The organism is Clostridium sp. CS1-1 (assembly GCF_056135525.1).
In genome coordinates this window covers 1,366,630-1,390,002 of the sequence record NZ_CM148680.1, presented here as the reverse complement: position 1 = coordinate 1,390,002, position 23,373 = coordinate 1,366,630, and the positions used below count along the sequence as shown (strand labels likewise).

Below are 23,373 nucleotides of genomic sequence, written 5' to 3'. Positions count from 1 at the left end.
TAACACAACCTATTAGCATTTAAATTTGGCTATTATAGTGCAATATAAAAAATAACCTGATTTCATCTCAGGTTATTTTTTCACTATCCATGCAATATTCTTATTATTAGTACCATGTTAATCTATATAACTTCACATATATCTTATGTCTATTAATAGTAAAGATTTATCTGATATAACTTAATCTTTTTTTCTTATTGCTTCCTTTAAGGTATGCCAAGCAAGTACTGCGCATTTTACCCTCGCTGGCATTGTAGAAATATTTTTGAGAGATATAGCGTCCTCTAATTTTTCTAACTCATCTTCATCAGTAATTTCTTTTTTAATCATACCTATGAAGGTGTTTACATATCCTAGTGCCTCTTCCTTTGATTTATCTCTAATCAAATCTATCATCATAGAAGTAGACGCTGTGGAAATAGCACATCCGCTTCCTTCAAAAGCTGCATCTTCAATAATATTACCATTAAATTTAAGTGATAGAGTTATATCATCTCCACAGCTCGGATTATGCCCTCTTTCTGAACAATCAGCATGGTCTAAGTGTCTTTTATTGTGACCACTTTGGTTATGCTCCATAATTATCTCAGAGTATATCGAATTAAGATTCTCCATAACCTAACCACTTCCTTACATTTTCTATACTTTCTATAAACTTATCGACTTCTTCAATGGTGTTATAGAAGTAGAAACTCGCTCTTGAAGAAGCTTGCACGCCCAAATATTTCATAAGGGGTTGTGCACAATGATGTCCTGCTCTAACTGCAACTCCATAGCTATCTACAATACTTGCAACATCATGTGGATGAACTCCTTCTATATTGAAGGAAATAAGCCCACCTCTATCTTCCATATTCTGGGGTCCATAAATAGTTACATAAGGTAGTTCCCTCATTTTACTTATTGCATATTCAGTAAGCTCTTTTTCATGCGCAGCAATATTATCCATCCCTACTGACTCTAGGTAATCAATAGCTGAAGCTAGTGCCACTGCTCCTTCAACATTTTGTGTACCAGCCTCAAACTTGAATGGAAGCTCTGCAAAGGTTGCATCCTGCTCTGTAACATACTCTATCATATCTCCTCCTCTTAAAAATGGAGGCATTTCTAATAAAAGCTCTTCCCTTCCATAAAGCACACCAATACCCATTGGGGCAAGCGCCTTATGTCCTGAAAATACAAAGAAATCTGCATCTAAACTCATTACATCAACCTTCATATGCGGAACACTTTGCGCTCCATCAACTACTACAACTGCTCCCTGGCTGTGTGCATATTCTACTATTTCCTTTACAGGATAAATAGTTCCAAGAACGTTAGACATTTGAGCAACAGCAACTAGTTTTGTTTTATCAGTAATCTTACTTTTATATTCCTTTTCAGTAAGTCTTCCTTCTTTATTTACATACATATACTTTAAAACAGCACCTTTAGCCTTTGCCACCATCTGCCAAGGTAATATGTTACTGTGGTGTTCTGATATGGTAACTACAATCTCATCCCCTTCATTTATAAAAGCCATTCCATAGGTATAGGCTATTAAATTCAAGGATTCTGTAGCATTTTTAGTAAATATTATTTCGTGGGACTTTTTAGCTCCTATGAAATTTCTAACTTTTTCCCTAGCACCTTCATAGGCGTCAGTAGCTGCCACACTTAGGTAATGAGCACCTCTATGAGGATTTCCATTAATCTTTTCATTATAGTCTGTTATAGCTTGAATAACTGATTTCGGCTTATGTGTAGTTGCCCCATTATCTAGGTATACTAAGTTTTTTCCATTTATCTGTAAAGAGAGAATGGGAAAATCTGCTCTTATTTTATTTATATCTATTTTACTCATTTTTCTCCTCCTGTATAGTTATTAATATCTATCAACTCTTAATCTATCATTATAAAGCTTAGGAAGTTAAGTTCTTGCAGGTTTATATATCCATATCTGAAAGTATATAAATACCTTGATCAACTTAACTTCTGAGTCCCTATTGTATCAGCTTTTTTCTAAGCTCCTCACCCAAGAACACTCTAAGCTCTTCCACTGGAACTCTATCAAAAATAGGACTAAACTTCGCTTCCACTACAAGCTTCTTTGCTTCTCTTTCACAGAAACCTCTGCTCATTAAATAAAATAACTTATCCTCATCCATCTGGCCAACACTTGCTGAGTGTGATCCTTCCACATCATCTTCTTCACATAAAAGCATCGGTACTGAATCAACTTTTACAGTAGAATCTAATAAGAGTACATCTTCATCCTGTGCTCCCTTTGATTTCGAAGCACCTCTTTTAAAATCTATATTGCCTCTAAATATCTTTTTAGCCTTATCTTTTACTACACCTTTTATCTCCATATGGCTCTCACTTCTCCTGCCTCTATGGTTCATTGTATAGTAAATATCCTGCCTGCTTGTTCCGTCTACAAGGTATGCAGAATAAAGTTCTGATGAACTATTATCTTCATTTAGATTCGATGTGTAATTAGTAACGTTTATTTCGCTTCCCATTTCAATAGTTACCCAGTTTACCTTGGCATCCTTGTTTACAAAAGCAATGTTTGAGTCAAAATGTACCGCTTTATTATTCATCCTCTGAACTTTTACTATAGTTACTTCCGAATTTTCTTTAGCAAACACCTTAGTAACACCATTATGGAATAGGATATTTTCGCTATCTATATCACTTGCACTATAGTCCATAACAACTGTAACCTTACTTCCTTTTTCTGCAATAATTATATTGTGATCTATAACTGTAGGATTTTCTTTATCCAAGCTAAAGTTAAGTTTTATAGGTGAACTTATCTCTTTATTTTCAGATACTTTAACAAACACACCACTATTAAAACCATATTCACCTAATGCTACAAACTTATCAGAAACCCCGAAATTTTCTTCTAGGTTTATATATTTACTAGCATCTTCCACTAGCCATAAAGCGTTTTTAGTTTCTAAGATTATTGCATTATCTGAAATTTTTTCTTCAAAACTTAAATAATCATTCTTATAAGCCTCTATAGTAGGTAAATCGAAATTATTTAAATCATAATTATTCACCTTTAAATGTTTCCAAGCAGGAACCATAGTTTGATTTAACTTATGCTGCTTTGTATTATTAATTACATTTAATATATCTGAGATATCTTCATATTCACTTTTAAAAATAGTATTATTTTTAATTCTTTCTTCAGTTAAAGAAATTTTATTGTACTTAAAGTCTAAAACTTCATTCCTATTGTCTTTCATTTTACTTTCTCCCTCCTTTACCCTATAGTTCCTTCTAGCTCCAATTTAATTAGATTATTCATTTCAACTGCATATTCAAGAGGGAGTTCTTTTGTTATAGGTTCAACGAATCCTCTTACGATCATGGCCTTAGCCTCTGCTTCACTTAATCCCCTACTCATTAAGTAAAAGATAGCTTCTTCACTTATTTTCCCAATCTTTGCTTCATGTCCTATATCAATGCCGTCATTTGCAACACTTATAACTGGTACAGTATCTGATCTTGATTCATTATCAAGCATCAAGGATTCACAAGATACAGTAGATTTACAGTGATGTGCATTTGGTGTAGCACTTAAGAGTCCTCTATATAGAGCAACCCCACCATTTTTAGATATAGACTTTGAGTTAACTGTGGAAGTAGTATAAGGTGCTGCATGAACAACCTTAGAACCTGTATCTAAATGCTGACCTGCTCCAGCAAAAGTAACTCCCGTAAACTCGGATTTAGCTCCCTCTCCTCTTAAAATACTCATAGGGTAAAGCATAGAAACCTTTGAACCAAAAGAACCAGATACCCATTCGATAGTTCCATTTTTATCTACTACTGATCTTTTAGTGTTTAAGTTATACATATTTCTTGACCAGTTTTCAATAGTGCTGTACCTTAGAGTCGCATCCTCTTTTACAAATAACTCAACACAGCCTGCATGAAGATTGTTTACATAATATTTAGGTGCGGAACACCCTTCTATATAATGAATCTTTGCTCCCTTTTCCACTATAATTAAAGTGTGCTCAAACTGACCTGCCCCTGGTGCATTTAGCCTAAAGTAAGATTGTATTGGAATATCTACTTGAACACCAGCAGGCACGTACACGAAAGATCCTCCAGACCATACTGCACCATGTAGTGCCGCAAATTTATGGTCACTAGGTGGTACAAGTTTCATAAAATATGGTTTTACAAAATCCTCATACTCCCTTACCGCTGTTTCCATATCCATGTATAGAACACCTTGACTTGTTAATTCCTCACTTACATTGTGGTATACAACTTCTGAATCATATTGTGCTCCCACTCCTGCAAGTGATTCTCTCTCAGCCTTTGGAATTCCAAGTAAATCAAAAGTTTTCTTTATTTCCTCGGGAACATCCTCCCAATCATGTTTCATATTAGTATTAGGTCTAATATAAGTGACTATATTTTCCACATCTAAATCATTCAAATCTGGCCCCCAGGCTGGCATCGGCATACTATTATATACTTCTAAAGATTTTAATCTAAAATCTCTCATCCACTGAGGTTCATTTTTTTCCTCTGAAATTTGCTCTATTATCTCTTTAGTCAAACCCTTTTCAGTTTTATAACTATATTTAAAATCATTTTTTATATCATAAACACCACGTTCAATATCCTCGACGTAAGTTCTCTTTTTCTCCAATTTCACACACCTCTTTTTTCAATAGAATCACTATCTTAATCCTTTATATGAAGATTACTGGATAGCTTAATATATACCTGTCTCACTATTAGGCTTCAAGCTCGGCTCTTATTGCATCATATCCATACTCTTCTATCTGTTTTGCAAGTGACATATCACCTGTTTTTACAATCTTTCCATCCATCAAAATATGAACATAGTCAGGCTTTAAATAATCCAAAATACGATTAAGGTGTGTTATTATTAAAATTGAATTTTCCTCATTTTTTAACTCTCTAACACCTTCAGCAACTATTCTCACTGCATCCACATCCAGTCCCGAATCTGTTTCATCTAGTATTGAAAGTTTAGGCTCGAGTATTGCCATCTGAAGTATTTCATTCTTTTTCTTCTCTCCACCAGAGAATCCTAAGTTTAAATACCTTTGAGCATAGCTTTCATCCATTCTTAAAAGCTTCATTTTTTCTTTCAACACTCTTCTGAATTGTATAATATTTTGAACTTTTCCTACCACAGCACCTTTAGCTGTACGCAAAAAGTTTTCTACTGTTATTCCTGGCACCTCTTCTGGGTATTGGAAGGATAAGAAAATTCCCTTTCTTGCCCTTTCGTCCACTTTTAAGTCATTAATTACCTCACCTTCAAAAATCATTTCTCCATCTTTTATTGAGTATTTTGGATGCCCCATTAATGTATTAGCTAAAGTTGATTTTCCTGCCCCGTTAGGTCCCATGATTACATGAATTTCACCTTTTCCTATTTCTAAATTTAACCCTTTTAATATTTCCTTATCTTCAACTGAAGTTTTTAGATTAATTATTTTTAACATTTTAATTTCTCTCCTTCATACCCGAGTATTTCACTCTGATTTCAATGCAAAAATTTTATGTAGATTCTTATTTATAATTCCTTTTAACAGCAAATTTATAGAAGATTAATCATGGATTTAAGTTAACCTAAATTAAGACATTAAATAGACTTTAACTATATGTCAGTATCTTAATTTTATATCCGAGTGTATTACTCTGATTTCTCTTTGAATATATTTTACTACTTTATGTAAAGATAATCAACAATAATTATCACCTAAGATTTAACTTTTATATAAACCAAGTTTTTTTCAAGATAATAAATTAATTAAGTTAGCAAAAATGAGTGGATCTGCATTTAATATAATAAAAGGAGGGGAAAGTGATGTCTATTTTTAACTGTACAAGTCCAGAGGAGTTATCAATTTTGGCTAGTGCCATTGCTATATCGTTATCAAAAGACAAAAGCGATGAAGAAGTAGAACTCATTGGCGCTTTACTCACTGCAGTGGGAGATATGATGGCATTATTAATTTCACAACGTGGGCTATTAGACGCTAACCAAGAAAAGAAAGAGAAAATGAAAGATCTAAAGAAACAAATGAAACAGCTGAAGAACCAATAGTAATTTTATTTGTTTGAGTTTCAATAGACTTAGAATTTCTAAGTTATGTTACCACCCACCTGTCAAGTGACAAGTTTGACCATAATGCCAGTTAAAGGTCAGGTTTACAGTACTTCCCTAGTCTTAGCTAGAAGAAAATACTATAAACCTAACCTTCAAATAGCAATAAACAGAGTGCATGGAGGTATTAGGGGGGTAGTCATCGGATAAATTAAAACTCTATACTAGAGAAAGCTTTATCGTCCGCATACTTAATGTATATTTAGCCACTCCAGTTCGGGGATTTATCGCCTTTTCAGTTGAAAAATCTAGTGTTATCAGTTACAATTAATTAAACGATGTTACAAACCATGCTTAAATCTTACCTTTTCTATGTCTTTTATTAGTTAATATACATATTAATAGCGTAGTTGAAAGGTTAAGTGTTACTTTTAAAGACAGCCGAATAACTTTTATTCACTGACTCCCCGCTCTGATACTCTCACTCACTTTGTGAAATCAATTTTCACCAAATCAGAAATTTGGACATTCTACTTGCATTCTAAGGGTACATGACAGACGGCTACGTCTCTGGATAACTATTTATAAGTGTTAACTACACTAAGAATTCTGTTTATTAGGCTAAACTATACATTGGAAAGGGATGGTTAGATGTTTAAAAACATAAAAATAGTCACCACGGTTTTCTTAATTAACTTTATATCAATAATTTTTTTACTAACTATAGGTTTAGAAGGTTTCTGGAACATGAGAACAATAAATAATAATATGGACTCAATATATAATAATAATCTTATACCTATTGCTAGAATTGCAAGAGTCAGAGGAAACTTTCTAAATATAAGAATTCAGTTTAATAAAGCCCTTTTAAAATATGATCCAAGCATTGATACTAAAATAAAGGAATATGATGCAGACATGAAAAAAGGAATAAAAGAATTTGAAAACGCAAAATTATACCCCGAAGAATTACAAAATCTTAGCCAATTTAAAGAGCTATACTCTCAATATTTAAAGTATTGGGAACAGGCTAATATAAAATTAAGCAAGGGTGAAAAGTTATCTGAAGATGAGTACAAGCCGTTTGTTGAAATAGGTGACAAGATTGAAACTATACTTATCCAGTTAAGGGATTACAATGAAAATGTGGCAGATAAGTCAAATAAAGAAAGCGATGCAATTTACTCTAACAGTGTAAGACTTATGCTAGTTGTATTTATATTATCAATTATTATATCTTCAATAATGAGTTACTTTATATTTGAAATGATTAAAAAATCCTCCAAGGAAATGATTGAAAATCTAGAAACAGTATCTCAAGGTGATTTCACAGTAAAGATTGATACTGAAAGTAAAAATGAATTTGGAATAATGAAAAAGTCACTTGCAAAAACTGTTGAGAATATTTCAATTATGCTCAAAGCTATTGATGAAAAGTCTAAAAATATAGATTCTCACTCTGAAAACCTCTCTTCAATATCTGAGGAGATGGCATCTTCATCTGAAAATGTAGTTGCTGCAATTCAAGAAGTTGCAAGAGGAACCAGTTCTCAATCTGAAGAACTAATAAATATCACTAGTACAATAAATAAGTTTAGTGATAAATTAGAATTGATTGTTCAAGCAATTGAAAAAGTAGGTGTAGGCTCTAAAAACATTGGTTCCATGGCTAATGAAAGTAATAATAGCATGAATATTTTAATTCAATCTGTAAATGAAATAAGCTTAGTCTTTAAGGAGTTCGTTACTAAGATTTCAGAGCTAGGTAAAGATATAAATAAGATTAATGAAATCACAAACTTTATAAATAGTATTTCTGATCAAACTAATTTACTGGCATTAAATGCCGCAATTGAAGCTGCAAGAGCTGGAGAGGCAGGCAGAGGTTTTTCAGTAGTAGCTGATGAAATAAGAAAACTTGCAGAGCAAAGTAAGGCTTCATCACAAAATATAAATGAACTTATTAAAGGTATTTCAGATAACTCCGATGCAATCCTAAATAGTACAAGTGTAATGAATAGTGAATTAAGTAACCAGACTAATATCATAAACATCACTATAGATTCATTTAAAAAAATTATTAACGCCATTGACGTTATAATACCCCAAATACAAAATATTAACGACTCTGCTTTAAGTATAACTAATGACAAGAATTTAATTATTCAAAAGATAGGAGAAACTTCAGCTATATCGGAAGAAGTTTCTGCCTCAGCAGAAGAAATTTCTGCTTCTTCTGAAGAAATGAACACCTCCTCCTCAGAGGTTGCATCATCAGCAGAGCAGCTGAGTAAAATGACAACAGAAATGATGAATCAGGTAAGTGGATTTAAGTTATAGTAAAAAGAGACGACACATTTTAAGTCACTTTTCCTTAAAATGTGTCGTCTCATTCTTAAATTCTTCATCAATTGTAAATTAGCGATACATGAACATTTAAAGGATAGTGCGACTTAATCACAAGTTAGAAAACTGTTTGAATAGTAGGCTTATAGTGTTACATCAGCCCTCTCTTCAGGAACAGAATCTAATACTAATAAACCTTTAAAAGCTCCAATATTTTTCAATGTTTTCTTGCAGAAAACTGTGAAAAATATTGAGAGCTTTTAAGTTCATTAGCATAAGATTCTGTAATCCTTTGTTCGAAACTGACTCCACACTATAAACCTACTATTCAAACAGACCAAAATTCAAATTATTATTCTAACGTTCTTTTAAGTTCCACTTACATGGCAAATCAAATATGACCTTCATACTACATATAGCCTGATACACTGGTTACATAAATTTCTCTATTAATTGAATCTTTTAATTTTCCTTCCCTAATCCATTATGCGAGAGCATAAAAATGGTATTGGCCTTGCAAATTAATATAAAAACAAGCTATCTAAATTCAAACAATAACTCAGTGCGTTAGCACTCTAATATATTTTCATTTAGTACTATATCATAGGAAATTTCTATTTATAAGTTCTCTCTGAGTATCTTACTTATATTATATTTAAATCCTTACGGATACTGTTTTTCTATACTGTGTTATATCATAATTGTATAAAAGATATATGCTTTTGAAGCCTGCGGCATGAGTCATTAGCATGACTCTAAGATTGGAAATATAATTCAAAACAGTTAGAGCAAAAACTAAAATTTAGAACTGTTTTAAGGTTAGGTTTATAGTGTGGAATCAGCTTTGAGCAAGAGTTACAGAATCTTATACTAACGAACTTAAAGACTCTCAAATTTTTTTCACAGTTTTCTGCAATAAAACATTGAAAAAAATTTGAGTCTTTAAAAGTGAGTTAGTATTAGATTCTGTTCTCGAAGTGAAGGCTGATGCAACACTGTGAATCTAACCTTAAAACAGAGTACTAAAGTTAGATTAAGTCACACTTAAAGAATATTGTGTAATACTTTTTTATGCTTATGTCATCCATACTAAGTAATAATAAAATATGGTGTGGATTTGATTTGACACTATTATGCGATACCTAGCTTTACATAAAAATCATATCATAAATTGATGTCTGAAATAGAATACAGTGCTACTTTTCCGCTCATTTTAATGCGGTTGCCCTCAACTTTGCAATACAAGGTTCCACCTCTTCTTGAAGCCTGATATGCAATAATATTGTTCTTTCCTATCTTGTTTGCCCAAAAGGGAACTATATGGCAGTGGCCTGATCCGCAAACCGGGTCCTCCGGCACATTAAGTTTAGGAGCAAATGAACGTGATACACAGTCAAAGTTTTTTCCTTTTGCTGTAACATTCAAAAGCAGACCATCCAGTTCCTTAACTTTTTCCATATTAGGATTCATACTACGAACATCTTCTTCATTTTCTAATACGCAAAGGAGGTCTCTAGCCATCCATGCCTCATCGGGACGTACACCAATTGCCTGAGCCATAGCATCAGTTACTTCCACTTTTTTTAGTTCATATGCTGGAAAGTCCATTTCTAAAAGTTCATCATTTTTATTGACTGTCAAAATGCCACTTAAAGTTTCGAAACTAATCTCTTTTAAACTTGGTTCTACAAATGTTGTTATTATATATGCTGTAGCCAAAGTCGCATGCCCGCAAAGGTCTATTTCACCTCCAGGAGTAAACCATCTAAGCTTGTAATTTTCACCTTCCTTTACTGCAAAGGCAGTCTCAGATAAATTATTTTCCATAGTAATCTTTAACATAGTTTCATCATCAAGCCATTTTTCCATCACACAAACTGCTGCCGGATTTCCACCAAATATTTTGTCAGTAAAGGCATCCACTACATATTGTCTCATAATTTAATTTCCCTCCTCTAATTTTCTAACATAAACAATAGCTTACACTTCACATGGTAAACATCTGATTATATGTTAACAAAGAAAAGAGTTGCACTCAATAATATAATTGTGTGCAACTCAATTTTGTTTTCTGTGTAAGCTATAATCATAGATTTGTTAATATTCCTTTTAGAATTTTAAGTGCCTTTTTCAATTCTTCATCGCTAGATGGAGCTGTAACAGCTAACCTTACTGCACTGGGTGGTTTTATATTTCCGACTGCAAAACGTTCCGATGCATAAATACTTACCCCAGCATTATAAGCTAATTTTTCAAATTGCTCACCAGTAAATGCCTCCGGTAGTAGGAGCCATCTGAAAATACATTCATCAGAGCCAAGCAAGGTGTATCCGGTAAGGTATCTATTGGTTAACTTATTACGCTGTTTATTCAATTTTCGATGTGTTTCAATTAGTCTTTCTGCCTCCCTTGAGGCTATCATACGGGATGCCAGCTCAACAAGAAATGGAGACAATGTAAGATTTATATTATATAAAGCATTTGACAAAGCACTTTTATATTTTTCAGGTGTCACCACATAAGCAAGACGAAGTCCCGGAGCTACCGTTTTCGAAAAACTAGCAATATATATAGTCTATTCTGGCGCATAGTTTGCAACTGCCTTTTGTGGATGCTCGTTTAACAAACTGTGAATGCCATCCTCTATTACAATAAGATTTAGTTGCTTTGAAATATCTGCAATCATTTTTCTACACACCTTTGACATTGTATGTGTTGTTGGATTTTGATAATCCGGCATAATGTATATGCCTTTAATTTTTTCATTTTTCCAGGCGTAAATCAATCCTTCTTTACTCATTTCATTGTTTTCTTGACGAATAGGTACCAACTGGATGCCTAACATTTTAGCAGCCGTTATGAAACCCGGATAAGTGAGCGGGTCTGTTCCAATTCGGTCTCCTGTTTTGAAAAGTCCTGCTAAGATTGCTGCAATAGCATTTTGACCTCCACTTGCTGGCAGAAGGTGTTCTGCCGTTGTCTCATATCCTGCATTAATGATGAGTTTGAGAGCCGCTTCTTTTTGCCACAAAACTCCTTCTGGGCTGCCATATTGGAATAGGTTACCTAAATTTGGTTCAGCAAGAATTTTCTTAATCAAAATGTTTGTTTCTTCATGTGATGTAGTCTCAGGAAAGACTGAACCCATTTCGATCAACCGTGGTGCATCATAATTAGGGGCAAGATAAGTATTCGACAATGCACCATATGCTACAAATGTCCCACTGCCAACTCTTCCGCTAAGCAGACCTTTATCTTCACAAACCTTAAACGCTCTTTTAACAGTACTTACATTAATATCTAGGTAGTCAGCCAACTCTCTCTGTGGTGGTAATTTTGTCCCCGGAAGTAGTACGTTTCTCTGTATATCCGTCTCCAACAGCTCTGCAATGGCCAAATATAATGGTTGATTACTCTCGGTCAATTTTGGCTTCCAGCTCATCGGGTAATTTTCAAAAGAATTTACAGGCATAGACATCATCCATTCTTAATATTTTAAACTCAATTATATAATTGAGTGCTCAAACTTGCAATAACGTTTAGTTATCAGCACTGATTGTAAATCATATTGAATTATAAACTTCATAAGGCGATTCATAATTTAATACTAATGCTTCAAAATTCTATTCCAATACTTTTAGAAATACATCTACAAGTTCTGGATCAAGTTGAGTTCCACTACATCTCTTAATCTCCTCTGTCGCCTCCTCCATAGATATTCTTTCTTTGTGAACTCGCTTAATTGTTACAGCTGAATATACATCTGCTACCTGTAATATTCTAGCCCATAATGGTATCTCATCCCCTTTAACTCCAAAGGGATATCCTTTTCCATCCCATCTTTCATGATGATATTTAATAGCGTCCTTAATCATTATGAAATCCTTAAACCCCAAAATATCCAAATTATTTACTGCTATATTTACATGTCCTTTTACTATTTCATGCTCTTCTTCTGTAAGTTTTCCTGGTCTTTTTAATATACTATTACTTACAAAAATTTTACCTATATCATGTAGCAATCCTGCAATATATAATTCCTCAAGCTTCTTCTGCTGAAATCCTAGTACTCTGCCTACCTTCACCGAGTAGCCAGCAACAAATTGAGAATGAATATAAGTATATTTATCTTTCTCCTTTATCGATGTTAAAATCTGCTTAACCTGTTCTGTTATTAAATTTTCTCCAATATTCACACACATGTCCTTATCGAAGGCTCCATACTTTCTTTGATACATGTCCATATCTGCTTCATGTATGAGTTCATCTATAGTACTCGCTCTATTTCGTGATTTTCCAATTGAACATGATATCTTTATAACCCTATCGTCAGCAGCTTTATAAAAAGTTTCCTTGTTCAGCTTATTATTTAGTTTCTTCATAAGAATTTTTAGCTCTAAATTAGTTGCTCCCTTTACTAGTATTATAAATTCATCTCCACCTAGTCTTCCAAGCACACAATTATAACTTTTTAAAGCTTCCTTTAAAGTATTAGCTACTTTAATTATTACTTCATTTCCCACAATATGACCATATATATCATTAACTTGCTTGAAATAATCTAAGTCTACTATATATACAGCAACATCTTGTTCATTATTTATCATTTCTTGTCCAACTTTAATAATGTGAGAAAAATTAACTAAACCGGTTAAGGAATCAGTTATACTTGCAGCTTTGTACGTATTACGTTCTAAAACTAAGTTATAAAGCATTCTAAAAATAATCGATAAAATTAGTGAAGTAGTTAATATTCCAATAGAGCTATATAACAACCTATAAACGGCTACTTGTCCAATATATAAATGAAGTATTCCTACTGTAATAAACCCTGAAATATTAGATGAAAGAATATCTGGTAGTAAGTATGCATATATAACCGGAATAAAATGTAGAATTAAAGTCAAATGTTCATATTCAGGGTGACTATAGCATATTACTATGACAAAAAAAACCAATGATAGATAAGCAGAGACATACTTATTTAAAACTCTTTCTGATTTTTCTGCAATTATTAGGAAAACACTAAATAATAAAGGCAAAAAAAAATTTTTAGTTATAAATGCAGTTCTGACTCCGATAGCTACGCTAAAAATAATAAATGAATAAAATAAATAACTATTATATTTTCTTAAATAACCAACCCATAAAGCGTTTAAAAAATTCATTTTCTACCACTTCCAAAAATCAAAATTAATAGATTTAATGATATAACTTATATATTTGCTATTTATAGCTTTATCCAATGACTAGCCGCCCTAAAACTCCCTTGCACGGTGTGAAAGCGACTATCACCAAATCAGAGATTTGGGATATCTGCTTGCACGGTGTGAAAGCGACTATCACCAAATCAGAGATTTGGGATATCTGCTTGCACGGTGTGAAAGCGACTATCACCAAATCAGAGATTTGGGATATCTGCTTGCACGGTGTGAAAGCGACTATCACCAAATCAGAGATTTGGGATATCTGCTTTTCTCCAAGAGTGCGTTGCGAGCGGCTACGTCCCTGGATAACGATTTCTAAGTATCAAAGACACTAAAGAACTCTGTTTATAAATCTACATGTTAATAACATTCTATGTATATTATACCATATACCATTGGAAGTATTAAATATTTACTCGAGGTATCACATGCGAATGGTTTAAAATTAAATCTATATACCTCAATTTTTCCTATCCATTAATCTCATATACCCTTCTGTTTTCTTCACTGGGTTTAACTCCTCATCTTCTTTAATATATTTCATAAATCCAGGATATAATCTCACAGCCTCATATAGATCCCTTATCGCTTCTTTTAATTTATCCATATGTACATAAAAACAAGCTCTATTATAATAAAGAAAACCTTCATCTGGATTGTTATAAATTCCTGCACTAATAATCTTTATCGCAGTTCTGTAATCTTTTTTTTCTTTATAAATCACAGATAAATTTAAATAACTATAGGAATAGTTGGGATTTTCCGATATAGACATTTTGTAGAAATTAATAGCCTCTTCGCTTCTATTTAATCTTCCAAGCACTACTCCCATATTAAAAAGTGCAAGGTAATGATTAGGGTCAATCTCCAAACTATGCTCTAACATCTCCAGTGACAACTGATATTTACCTAATTCTTCATATATGGCACTTAAATTTGTATACGCCCAAAAATCCTTATCATCCATAGATAGCACCTTTTTATAACATTCAATGGCTTTTTTCTTCTCCCCTATCTCATCATAGGCTCCAGCAAGGAAAAAATAAGCTCTATTATACTCAGAATTTATTTTTATTGCTTCATTATAGTACTTTATCGCTTGTTCATATTGTTTTTTGTTATCATATATTATTGCTAGACCATAGTATGCTCTTTCATCCTTTGGATTTAGCTTTAGCACTTCTTTATACTTCGCTTCTGCAATTTCCCATTGCTCCTGTTCGTCGTAAATTAAAGCCATGTCAATTAATAGTTCTATATCTCTATTACCACCTTCTAAGTTATAAGCCTTTTCATAAAAATTAAGTGCTTTATCAATTTGCCTTTCACTATAAAATTTTTTAGCAATAATTTTATAATTATCTATCTTATATTTTTCAGCAGTCATGTCCTTACTCCCTCAGTGAATTATGTTATTTGTCCGATGACTACCCTCTCTAATACCCTCAGGGGTAAAGAGCGGGTACGTCCCTGGATAACGATTTCTAAGTGTCAAAGACACTAAGAACTCTGTTTATCCGATGACTACCCACTCTAATACCCTCGGGGGTAAAGAGCGGATACGTCCCTGGATAACGATTTCTAAGCATCAGGTGGAGTTAAAACTCCATCTGATGCTTAGAAACCTGTTTATAGTAACAATTATACTCTATATTCTTTATATTAAACAATAGTATCACCAGAATGGTAAATATTCTTTTAAAATTCCCAGACAAAAAAACCTTGCTTTTTGTAAAATATAGATATATAATAAACACATATTAAACATATAAACCTAGTATGAATTAAATGCTGTGATCAGGAAAAGTAAACTGTATGAATCATTCAGAGAGAAGTCCATTTGGTGGGAGGACTTTATGCAAGATTACTGTTGAAGTGCCCCTGTGAGCATTAAGCCGAACTACAGTAGGCTGTTACGGGTTCTCCCGTTATAGAGATATGGTATTATTGTACCTACTAAAAGATGGGCTTAGATATGCCTAATCAGAGTGGAACCGTGGAAGTATAACCTTCTGCCTCTGTAGATTATTACAGAGGCAGAAGGTTTTTTATTTTATTCTGTGGCTTATTTCTACTACCTTCTGATTTACATAATAAAGCTTCATTAACACTTTCTAACTTTATCATTGTCAAGTTATATATAGATAAAGTTGATTCGTTAATAGGTTTAATTAAATTTTAGGTAGAGATAAAAGTTCATATCCATCAAGAATTGCTATATAAATCTAGCGCGCAGTGATATATAGCAATGATAAATAAAAATATATTTTATAGGAGTGAAAAGTGATGAATCCAAATTATTTAAGTTTATTCTTAGCGTTATTATTATTAGCATTTTTGTATTTTTTAAAGAAAAAAAATGTAAGCTTTGGAAACAGAGTTTTCATAGGAATGATTCTTGGTATCATTATTGGACTGTTATTCAAGAAAGATACTCAATTGGTTCAACCAATTGGGCAAATATACGTAAGTTTAATTAAGATGCTTGTAATACCTCTAGTTGTACCTACTGTAATTTCAAGTATAACATCTTTAGATAGTACTGAAAAACTAAAAAAAGTAGGAAGTAAAACTCTTGGTTGGCTTTTATCTACTACAGCTATAGCAGCTATTATTGGAGTTATTGTAGCACTAATAATGGATCCCGGAGCTGGCATAAAGTTTGCTAAAGATGCAAGTTTCAAGGCTAGAGAAATTCCTACATTCGCAAAAGTTCTACTAGACATGGTCCCAGTTAACCCAGTTTCAGATATGGCTAATGCAAAGATTATTCCTGTAATAATCTTCTCAATAATCATAGCAGTTGCAATAACAATCGAGGGATCTATAAATCCTGAAGTTGTGAAACCAGTTAAAGACTTCTTTAGTTCATTTTCTCGTATAATGTTTAGAGTTACAGACATGATACTTGAGATAACTCCTTATGGTGTTCTAGGATTAATGGCATCTGTTACTGGTCAATATGGAATTGCTACACTTCTTCCACTTGGAAAAATGATTTTAGCAGTTTACATAGCTTGTATTTTACAGGTTGCATTAGTCCATGGAAGCTTACTAGCCTTTGTAGCAAAAGTAAATCCAATCAGTTTTTTCAAGAAGATTTACGAGGCTCAAGTTGTTGCGTTTACAACAAGAAGCAGCTACGGAACCTTGCCTGTAACAATAAAATGCCTAACTGATAAGGTAAAAGTTTCTAATAGAGTAGCAAGTTTTGTAGCTCCGATGGGTGCTACAATGGGGATGAATGGCTGCGGTGGGCTATATCCTGCAATTGCCGCTATATTCGTAGCAAGAGTATTCGATGTTCCTATGTCAATATCCAGCTATATTCTTCTAGTTATTGTTACTACAATAGCTTCTATAGGGACAGCAGGGGTACCTGGAACTGCCTCTATAATGGCAACCGTTGTAATGGCAGGACTTGGACTTCCGATTGAAGGAATAGCAATGCTTATGGGAGTTGATACAATAATAGATATGGCTAGAACTGCAACAAACGTTACAGGTGCTTCAGTAGTATCTCTGTTAGTTGCAAACTCCGAAAAAGAATTTGATAGAAAAGCTTTCAATAATTATGAAAAAAACGAATTAAAAATAGGTGCATAATATGAGGTTTCAATTTAAAAGTTTGGCTTGTAATAAATATAAGTCAAACTTCTAAATTGAAACTTTATTTATTTTGCATCTATTTTTTTCCATGGTTATTTTTGATTACTTGGTTAAAAATAATTTAGTAAGGAGGTGTTGTTTATGGCTGATAGTAATGGTTGTAACAATAATAACCAACAACAGAATAATCAACAGAATAATCAACAACAAAATAACAATAATCAACAACAAAATAATGTAAACTCATTAACTCCCCACGAGATTATAGAATTACATGAATTAATTAATAGCGGAATTGTTGAAGCAAAAAAAACTAAGGCGAGTATGGAAATGGTTCAAGATCAAGAACTAAAAACCTTCATGCAGGAATCTTTAAATGCGAAAAAAACTTCTCTCGAACAAATGCAAACTTTTATTAATAATCAACCTAGTTTAAAATAGGAGGTGTACATATGTCTTGGATAGATAATTTACTTGGGACTGATGATAGCAATAATAGCGGCAGTGGTAATAGCAATAATAATTCAGCGCTTAACGATAAGGATATAGCCATGGATATGTTGATAATCTCAAAAGGGGATATCACTTCCCTTGCAAAGGCTGTCACTGAAACCACCAATCCTCAATTAAGGCAGATATTAAGTTCTCAGTTGACAAATTGCATCAATGAACATTTTAGATTATCAGATATGGCTATAAACAAACAATGGTATAATGCCCATGCAAATCCACAAGAACAAATTAAACAAGATATACAAGAATTGCAGAATTTATCTCAGCAATCTCAGCAATCTCAGCAATCAGATCAATGTCAACAATCCCAGCAAGAATCTCAGCAACAATCTCAAGAGCAATCAAACCAAGCTAAACAATGAAAGCAATAAATTAGCATAAATTTTATGCTATTAATCAAATAAAAAAGCGGTAATGAATTTAATATCATTACTGTTTTTTTATTGAGAAACTTTTACTACTAAGCCAAATTAAGCAGCAACATGTATTCAAGCATAAAATTTTATTTACAGGTTAATCTAATATTGAAACCTCGTCCTGTAAATAAAATTTTCAATATAGTAAATCCATATGTTGTCAACTACATACCTTGCAATAACTATAGTTTATTTTAGTGTAAACATAAAAGAATTATTTGCGGGTACTTATGGACAACCTGGTAGTAATGATATTTTGTTGAAATTTTTACCTCATACACCGGAAGAGTTTGTTTCATATAAAAATTAATAATCAGGAGGTATCATCGTATGAAAAAAGTAGCAAGTCTTGTTGCGGTAGCATTAATAACCTGTTCACTTAGTGCTTGTGGTAATAGAAATACAGCTTATTATAGAAACACTAATCAACCGCCACTAAATACGTCTCAAGATATTCGTTATAATAATGCAGCCGCACCTAATATAGGATCTAATGTAAATACAACTTCTGTATATAAAGATGGCGTTTATTTAGGTAGTGGAAACAACAGAGGCGCAACTGGTAACGAAGCTGCTATAGTTACCATAAGAGGCGGAAGAATTGTTGATGTAGCTCTCAAATCCATGGACGCTCAGGGAAGAGATATTACTCATTATAGTGGAACTACTACAGGTACTACTGGCAATGTAAACACACCAGCTAGTGGAGTTACTAGAGGTACTACTCCTGGCGTAAATAATAGAGTTCCTGGAACTAATATTGGTGGAACTACTGGTGGCACTATGGGTGGAACTGGTACTACCGGTACTGCAGTTGGTGGCAATACTAGTGTTCATCCTAATGGAGGAATTGCAAATAATGCAAGCCCATATTATGGTGGTAACAATGGTGCTGGTGTTGGCGGCACTGTAGGTGGAACTACTGCTGGCAGTGTAAACTTACCAGCTGATGGAACTACTAGAGGAATTACATCTGCTGCAAATGAAAAAGCTTTTGGAAACAATCCAGTGGGACCTAATGTAAGGACTTATGACGGAACTCAAAATGGACTTATGGGAGGTACTAATCAAGGAGCAATAGGCGGAAATACTAGTACTACAACTAATATGTCTGCTCTTGAAATTGCTAGAAGAGATTTAGCAAACACTATAATAAACCAACAAAGTGCAAATGTTAATATATCAAGTAATCAAACAGGAGCTGTTAACAACTGGAAGTTAGCTGTTACAAGAGCATTAGAAAGTGCAAGAAGATAGATGAATTTGTATCTAGGCATCTAAAAAGAAATAACAAGTCAAAGATGCGACGTCTATTTTGTATCAGACAAGGCGATAGGTTCCGTTGATAGTCGCCCTATCAACGGGTTCTGTCAACGCAGTATGATACAAAATAGACTAGCATACTGACTAGTTATTTCTTTAAAGATGCCTTAGGTGCTGTTGAAGGTTTAGAATCCCTTCAACAGCTATTTATTTTTAAAAGATACTTTATTCCTGCCAGTATGTTTTGCATTATATAAAGCTAAGTCAGCACATTTTAATATACTTTGAGTTTCTCTTGTTGTACCTTGATAACTGGCAACACCAATTGAAACAGTAACATAAATTGTTTTTCCTTCTGGTAATACAAAAGGATACTTTTCCACAACAGCTCTAATACGTTCAGCAATCTCAATCGCCTTATTACCATTACATCTTGGAAGTATTACTGAAAACTCTTCTCCCCCGATTCTTCCTACTATATCAAATTTACTGCAAGCTCCAAGTAGTATATATGCCAGATTCCTTAGAACAGAATCCCCTGCTGGATGACCGTAAGTATCGTTAACTTTTTTAAAGAAATCAATATCTACAAGTAAAACTGAAAGTGATTCATTCTTCTGCTCTGCATTTTTTATTGATTCATCTAACAATCTGTTAAAATTTCTTACGTTATTTAACCCTGTAAGAGAATCCTTTGAAGCTTCATATTTTAGCTTTTTTAAAACTCTATTTGAAGTTTCAAGATACTCCACCAAATAACATACCAAACTTCCCACAGCTAATGTACCAATAAAAAATAGTATTAATACTAATTTAATAAGACTTATATCTTTTAATAGTAAAGATAATATTATACTTCTAACAATTACACTGTATGTTAACATATATATCCACTTTTGTTTGTTACCAATAGTTAGTGTTGAAATTATTCCACATCCAACACTAACTATTATTATTCCCACCGATGTTATAATAGAATAGTTGGATATTCCGAAATAAAAAAGGCGAAATATTGCTGAAATTATTGAAGTGACAAGTACAGAAAATAATCCTCCATATATTGCAATTACTACTTCCGATATATGCCGAAAATCTATAACAAGAGAAGGCGTAACACGAATTCCATAAAACATTAATGCCACCCCTAGTATACCTCCTAGTATTCCAAGTGTAACTCTATATACAAATTTGGTTTTCAAGTCCAAAATATCTACATTTTTAAAGACCTGACTTATTATAAAAATAATTGATACTAATATACATATATTAACAAACATGTCCTGAATTATCTTCATTGCTCCTACCATATGTTTAGCCCCTTTCACATCAATAAAGAAACATCTGATTAGAGGTTTTATACTATTATTTTTAGTATATGGAAAATTCCCATTTTTTGATAACACAACATATGTAGCCATCACACATATCACTGTAAACTATTTTAATTTTTTACATATTATAATTATGTATATAAGTTTTGATGGGGATATTTGTTATATGATTATTCAAACAATACTTAAGTTTATTTTTATATTTTTTATAGTTATAACACCATTCTCTCTTATAACCCTAGCTTATCATGATACAAAAGAACTATTGAAGGAAATAAATAAAATAAAATAGGGTCAGACCCCGCTCCATTTTATGGAATGGGGTCTGACCCTTATAAATTATTTCAATTCAACCTGATTCAAGAATTTTATTGTTCTTTCATTTTTAGCATTGTTAAATATCTCATTGGGAGTACCCTCTTCAACAATCTTTCCACCATCCATAAATATAACTCTATCCGCTGCATCTCTTGCAAATTTCATTTCGTGAGTTACAATAATCATAGTGGTGTGATGCTTTGCCAAGTTTCGTATTACATCTAGCACTTCTCCTACAAGTTCAGGATCTAGTGCAGATGTAGGTTCGTCAAACAACATTATTTCAGGATTAACCGCCATGGCTCTTGCTATACCTACTCTCTGCTGCTGTCCTCCTGATAACTTTGACGGATAATAATCCATCTTGTCTTCTAAACCAACCTGCCTTAATATATTCATACCTATTTCTTCTGCTTGTTTTTTGTCCACCTTCTTTACTACAATAAGCGGCTCTATGATATTTTCTAAAGCTGTTTTATTCTTATAGAGATTGTAGCTTTGAAACACCATTGACGTACTCATTCTAAGCTTATGTATCTGATCTTTTGCTGCATTTTCTGCATCAACCCTTAGATTCCCTATCTCAATTACTCCTTTATCTGGATTCTCGAGAAAGTTCATACACCTTAGCAAAGTAGACTTTCCTGTTCCTGATGGCCCGATAACAGCAATGACTTCACCTTTTTTAATATCTAAATCAATACCCTTTAATACATTTACCCCATTAAAGCTCTTATGTAAATTTTCAATCTTTACCATATTAACACATCCTAATAAGCTTCATTCATTTTCTTCTCAAGCATTTTTTGCAAATATCCAAAAACTGATATTATAATCCAATATAATACAACTACCGCTGCAAAGGCCTCCAAAAACCTATAACTAGATGCCCCTTCACTTTGAGCAACAGCCATAATTTCGGTTACTCCTAATGTAAAAGCTATAGCCGACCCTTTTACAATATCCACAAAACTATTTGATAATGCTGGAATTGCAACTCTTGCTGCTTGTGGCAGAATTATTCTTTTCATCGCCTGAATATAGGTCATACCTACAGATAGACAAGCTTCCATCTGACCTTTGTCTACCGATGATATTGCTCCTCTTAAAGTTTCAGACATATAAGCAGAGGCATTAAAACTTATACCAATTACAGCTGCAGTAAAGGCATCTAGCCCTTTTAAGCTTGGTATAATCTGAACCATTCCAAAATATAAAAAGAATAACTGAGCTATTAAAGGCGTTCCTCTAAAGAAGGACACCCAAACCTTAGTTAGAGGATATAATATTTTCACTTTTGTTTGTATTATTAACGCTATGATTATTGATATCATTAATCCTAGAACTAGTGAAAGTATTGATATCGCAAAAGTTGTCTTCAAGGACTTTATCATTAATGGAATTAAATTTATAAAAAAGTGAAAATCAAAATTATTGGTCATTTTAAATCACACCTTATTGTTTTTTAGTTGTATCTAAACCAAACCATTTTTGTGATAACTTTGTTAAAGTTCCATCTTCATTCATAGCTTTTATTGCTTTATTTACTTCTGCTATTAATTCTTTATTTCCACTCTTCTTAAATGGATATTGATTTACTTCATACACAAATTGACTATCAATTAATTTTAGATTCATATTACCTTTTTCAATAGCACTTTTCGCCTTTACTGTACCCATGAAACTGGCATCTACTCTTCCAATCTCAGCATCTTTTTCAACAGCAACTGTGTCGTATGTAACTATATTAAAGTTAAGTCCTTTTTGCTGATTCATATCTTTTAAAGACTTTTCCCCATTTCCACCTAGTGCAACTCCTATTTTCTTATCTTTTAAGTCTTCTACTTTATTAAAGCTGCTATCTTTTTTAACTACAAAACTATAACCACTATATGCATAAGTTTCAGTAAAATCATATTTTTCTGCTCTTTGAGGTGTATTTGATATTTGATGTGCTATCGTATCTATTTGTCCTGCATCTAACATACCAAAAAGTCCACTAAACTTTGATACCTTATATTCAACTTTATATCCTGTTCTCTTGCTTATTTCATTCCACACATCAATTTCAAAGCCTTTTAATTCTCCGCCTTCTTTAAATGTCCATGGTAAATATTCACCTGAAGTTCCTACTTTTATAACTTTGTCCTTTTTAGCAGCGTCATTGCTAGCAGTTGTAGCTGCTTCCTTATTTCCACATCCAGTAAAAATTACTGCTCCCATAACTAATGATAGTACTATTTTTGCTATTTTTGTTTTTTTAAACATGT

Annotated in this window: 19 protein-coding genes, 1 pseudogene and 1 other annotated feature; of the genes and pseudogenes, 7 read left to right on the top strand and 13 right to left on the bottom strand. The window is 33.0% G+C overall.

What is annotated here, in order from left to right:
- Positions 1–180 precede the first annotated feature (180 nt).
- From sufU to sufC, 5 genes are all read right to left on the bottom strand, one after another.
- On the bottom strand, positions 181–615 hold the full coding sequence (gene sufU / locus AC0N0V_RS06245; protein ID WP_474462757.1) for a Fe-S cluster assembly sulfur transfer protein SufU: 435 nt from the start codon (positions 613–615) through the stop codon (positions 181–183).
- Positions 602–1,843 (bottom strand): cysteine desulfurase, encoded by a 1,242-nt coding sequence (locus AC0N0V_RS06240; protein ID WP_474462756.1) that lies wholly within the window; start codon positions 1,841–1,843, stop codon positions 602–604. Before AC0N0V_RS06240 ends, sufU begins: the two co-directional genes overlap by 14 nt.
- 139 nt (positions 1,844–1,982) lie before the next feature.
- Complete coding sequence (gene sufD / locus AC0N0V_RS06235; RefSeq protein ID WP_474462755.1) at positions 1,983–3,242, bottom strand: Fe-S cluster assembly protein SufD; 1,260 nt, start codon at positions 3,240–3,242, stop codon at positions 1,983–1,985.
- A 17-nt stretch (positions 3,243–3,259) separates the two neighbouring features.
- The gene (gene sufB / locus AC0N0V_RS06230) at positions 3,260–4,666 is read right to left on the bottom strand and encodes a Fe-S cluster assembly protein SufB (protein WP_474462754.1); all 1,407 of its coding nucleotides are present in this window, start codon (positions 4,664–4,666) and stop codon (positions 3,260–3,262) included.
- Between the two features lie 88 nt (positions 4,667–4,754).
- Entirely contained in the window at positions 4,755–5,495 is a 741-nt protein-coding gene (sufC, locus tag AC0N0V_RS06225; RefSeq protein ID WP_474462753.1) for a Fe-S cluster assembly ATPase SufC, read from the bottom strand.
- 365 nt (positions 5,496–5,860) lie between these two features.
- Here sufC and AC0N0V_RS06220 point away from each other — a divergent pair, with 365 nt between their 5' ends.
- Together AC0N0V_RS06220 and AC0N0V_RS06215 are read left to right on the top strand one after the other, a co-directional pair.
- Positions 5,861–6,100, top strand: coding sequence for a hypothetical protein (locus AC0N0V_RS06220; protein ID WP_474462752.1), 240 nt, complete (start codon positions 5,861–5,863; stop codon positions 6,098–6,100).
- A gap of 651 nt (positions 6,101–6,751) precedes the next feature.
- On the top strand, positions 6,752–8,440 hold the full coding sequence (locus tag AC0N0V_RS06215; protein ID WP_474462751.1) for a methyl-accepting chemotaxis protein: 1,689 nt from the start codon (positions 6,752–6,754) through the stop codon (positions 8,438–8,440).
- Between the two features lie 1,170 nt (positions 8,441–9,610).
- Here AC0N0V_RS06215 and AC0N0V_RS06210 read toward each other — a convergent pair.
- From AC0N0V_RS06210 to AC0N0V_RS06195, 4 genes and pseudogenes are all read right to left on the bottom strand, one after another.
- Positions 9,611–10,384, bottom strand: coding sequence for a PhzF family phenazine biosynthesis protein (locus AC0N0V_RS06210; RefSeq protein WP_474462750.1), 774 nt, complete (start codon positions 10,382–10,384; stop codon positions 9,611–9,613).
- Between the two features lie 148 nt (positions 10,385–10,532).
- Positions 10,533–11,888 (bottom strand): annotated as a pseudogene (locus tag AC0N0V_RS06205) (aminotransferase-like domain-containing protein).
- A gap of 181 nt (positions 11,889–12,069) precedes the next feature.
- A complete protein-coding gene (locus AC0N0V_RS06200) occupies positions 12,070–13,614 on the bottom strand; it encodes an HD domain-containing phosphohydrolase (RefSeq protein WP_474462749.1) in 1,545 nt (514 codons plus the stop codon).
- A 499-nt stretch (positions 13,615–14,113) separates the two neighbouring features.
- Complete coding sequence (locus AC0N0V_RS06195) at positions 14,114–15,040, bottom strand: tetratricopeptide repeat protein (RefSeq protein ID WP_474462748.1); 927 nt, start codon at positions 15,038–15,040, stop codon at positions 14,114–14,116.
- A 397-nt stretch (positions 15,041–15,437) separates the two neighbouring features.
- Positions 15,438–15,676 (top strand) — a binding site (T-box leader).
- Between the two features lie 263 nt (positions 15,677–15,939).
- Here AC0N0V_RS06195 and AC0N0V_RS06190 point away from each other — a divergent pair.
- From AC0N0V_RS06190 to AC0N0V_RS06175, 4 genes are all read left to right on the top strand, one after another.
- The gene (locus AC0N0V_RS06190; RefSeq protein WP_474462747.1) at positions 15,940–17,259 is read left to right on the top strand and encodes a dicarboxylate/amino acid:cation symporter; all 1,320 of its coding nucleotides are present in this window, start codon (positions 15,940–15,942) and stop codon (positions 17,257–17,259) included.
- Between the two features lie 144 nt (positions 17,260–17,403).
- Entirely contained in the window at positions 17,404–17,703 is a 300-nt protein-coding gene (locus AC0N0V_RS06185; RefSeq protein ID WP_474462746.1) for a hypothetical protein, read from the top strand.
- An 11-nt stretch (positions 17,704–17,714) separates the two neighbouring features.
- Positions 17,715–18,137: a spore coat protein gene (locus AC0N0V_RS06180; protein ID WP_474462745.1), complete on the top strand. Its 423-nt coding sequence runs from the start codon at positions 17,715–17,717 to the stop codon at positions 18,135–18,137.
- A gap of 384 nt (positions 18,138–18,521) precedes the next feature.
- Entirely contained in the window at positions 18,522–19,448 is a 927-nt protein-coding gene (locus AC0N0V_RS06175; RefSeq protein WP_474462744.1) for a hypothetical protein, read from the top strand.
- 209 nt (positions 19,449–19,657) lie between these two features.
- On the opposite strand, the gene AC0N0V_RS06170 is transcribed toward AC0N0V_RS06175, so the two are convergent.
- A complete protein-coding gene (locus AC0N0V_RS06170; protein ID WP_474462743.1) occupies positions 19,658–20,872 on the bottom strand; it encodes a GGDEF domain-containing protein in 1,215 nt (404 codons plus the stop codon).
- Positions 20,873–20,951: 79 nt separating this feature from the next.
- On the opposite strand from AC0N0V_RS06170, the gene AC0N0V_RS06165 reads away from it, so the two are divergent.
- Positions 20,952–21,077 carry a hypothetical protein gene (locus tag AC0N0V_RS06165; protein WP_474462742.1) on the top strand — a complete coding sequence of 42 codons (126 nt, stop codon included), beginning with the start codon at positions 20,952–20,954 and terminating at the stop codon, positions 21,075–21,077.
- 47 nt (positions 21,078–21,124) lie between these two features.
- On the opposite strand, the gene AC0N0V_RS06160 is transcribed toward AC0N0V_RS06165, so the two are convergent.
- Genes AC0N0V_RS06160 through AC0N0V_RS06150 form a run of 3 tightly spaced genes read right to left on the bottom strand, consistent with a single transcriptional unit; the run spans position 21,125 to position 23,371 of the window.
- A complete protein-coding gene (locus AC0N0V_RS06160) occupies positions 21,125–21,862 on the bottom strand; it encodes an amino acid ABC transporter ATP-binding protein (RefSeq protein ID WP_474462740.1) in 738 nt (245 codons plus the stop codon).
- An 11-nt stretch (positions 21,863–21,873) separates the two neighbouring features.
- On the bottom strand, positions 21,874–22,545 hold the full coding sequence (locus AC0N0V_RS06155; RefSeq protein WP_474462739.1) for an amino acid ABC transporter permease: 672 nt from the start codon (positions 22,543–22,545) through the stop codon (positions 21,874–21,876).
- Between the two features lie 13 nt (positions 22,546–22,558).
- Complete coding sequence (locus AC0N0V_RS06150) at positions 22,559–23,371, bottom strand: transporter substrate-binding domain-containing protein (protein ID WP_474462738.1); 813 nt, start codon at positions 23,369–23,371, stop codon at positions 22,559–22,561.
- Positions 23,372–23,373 lie beyond the last annotated feature (2 nt).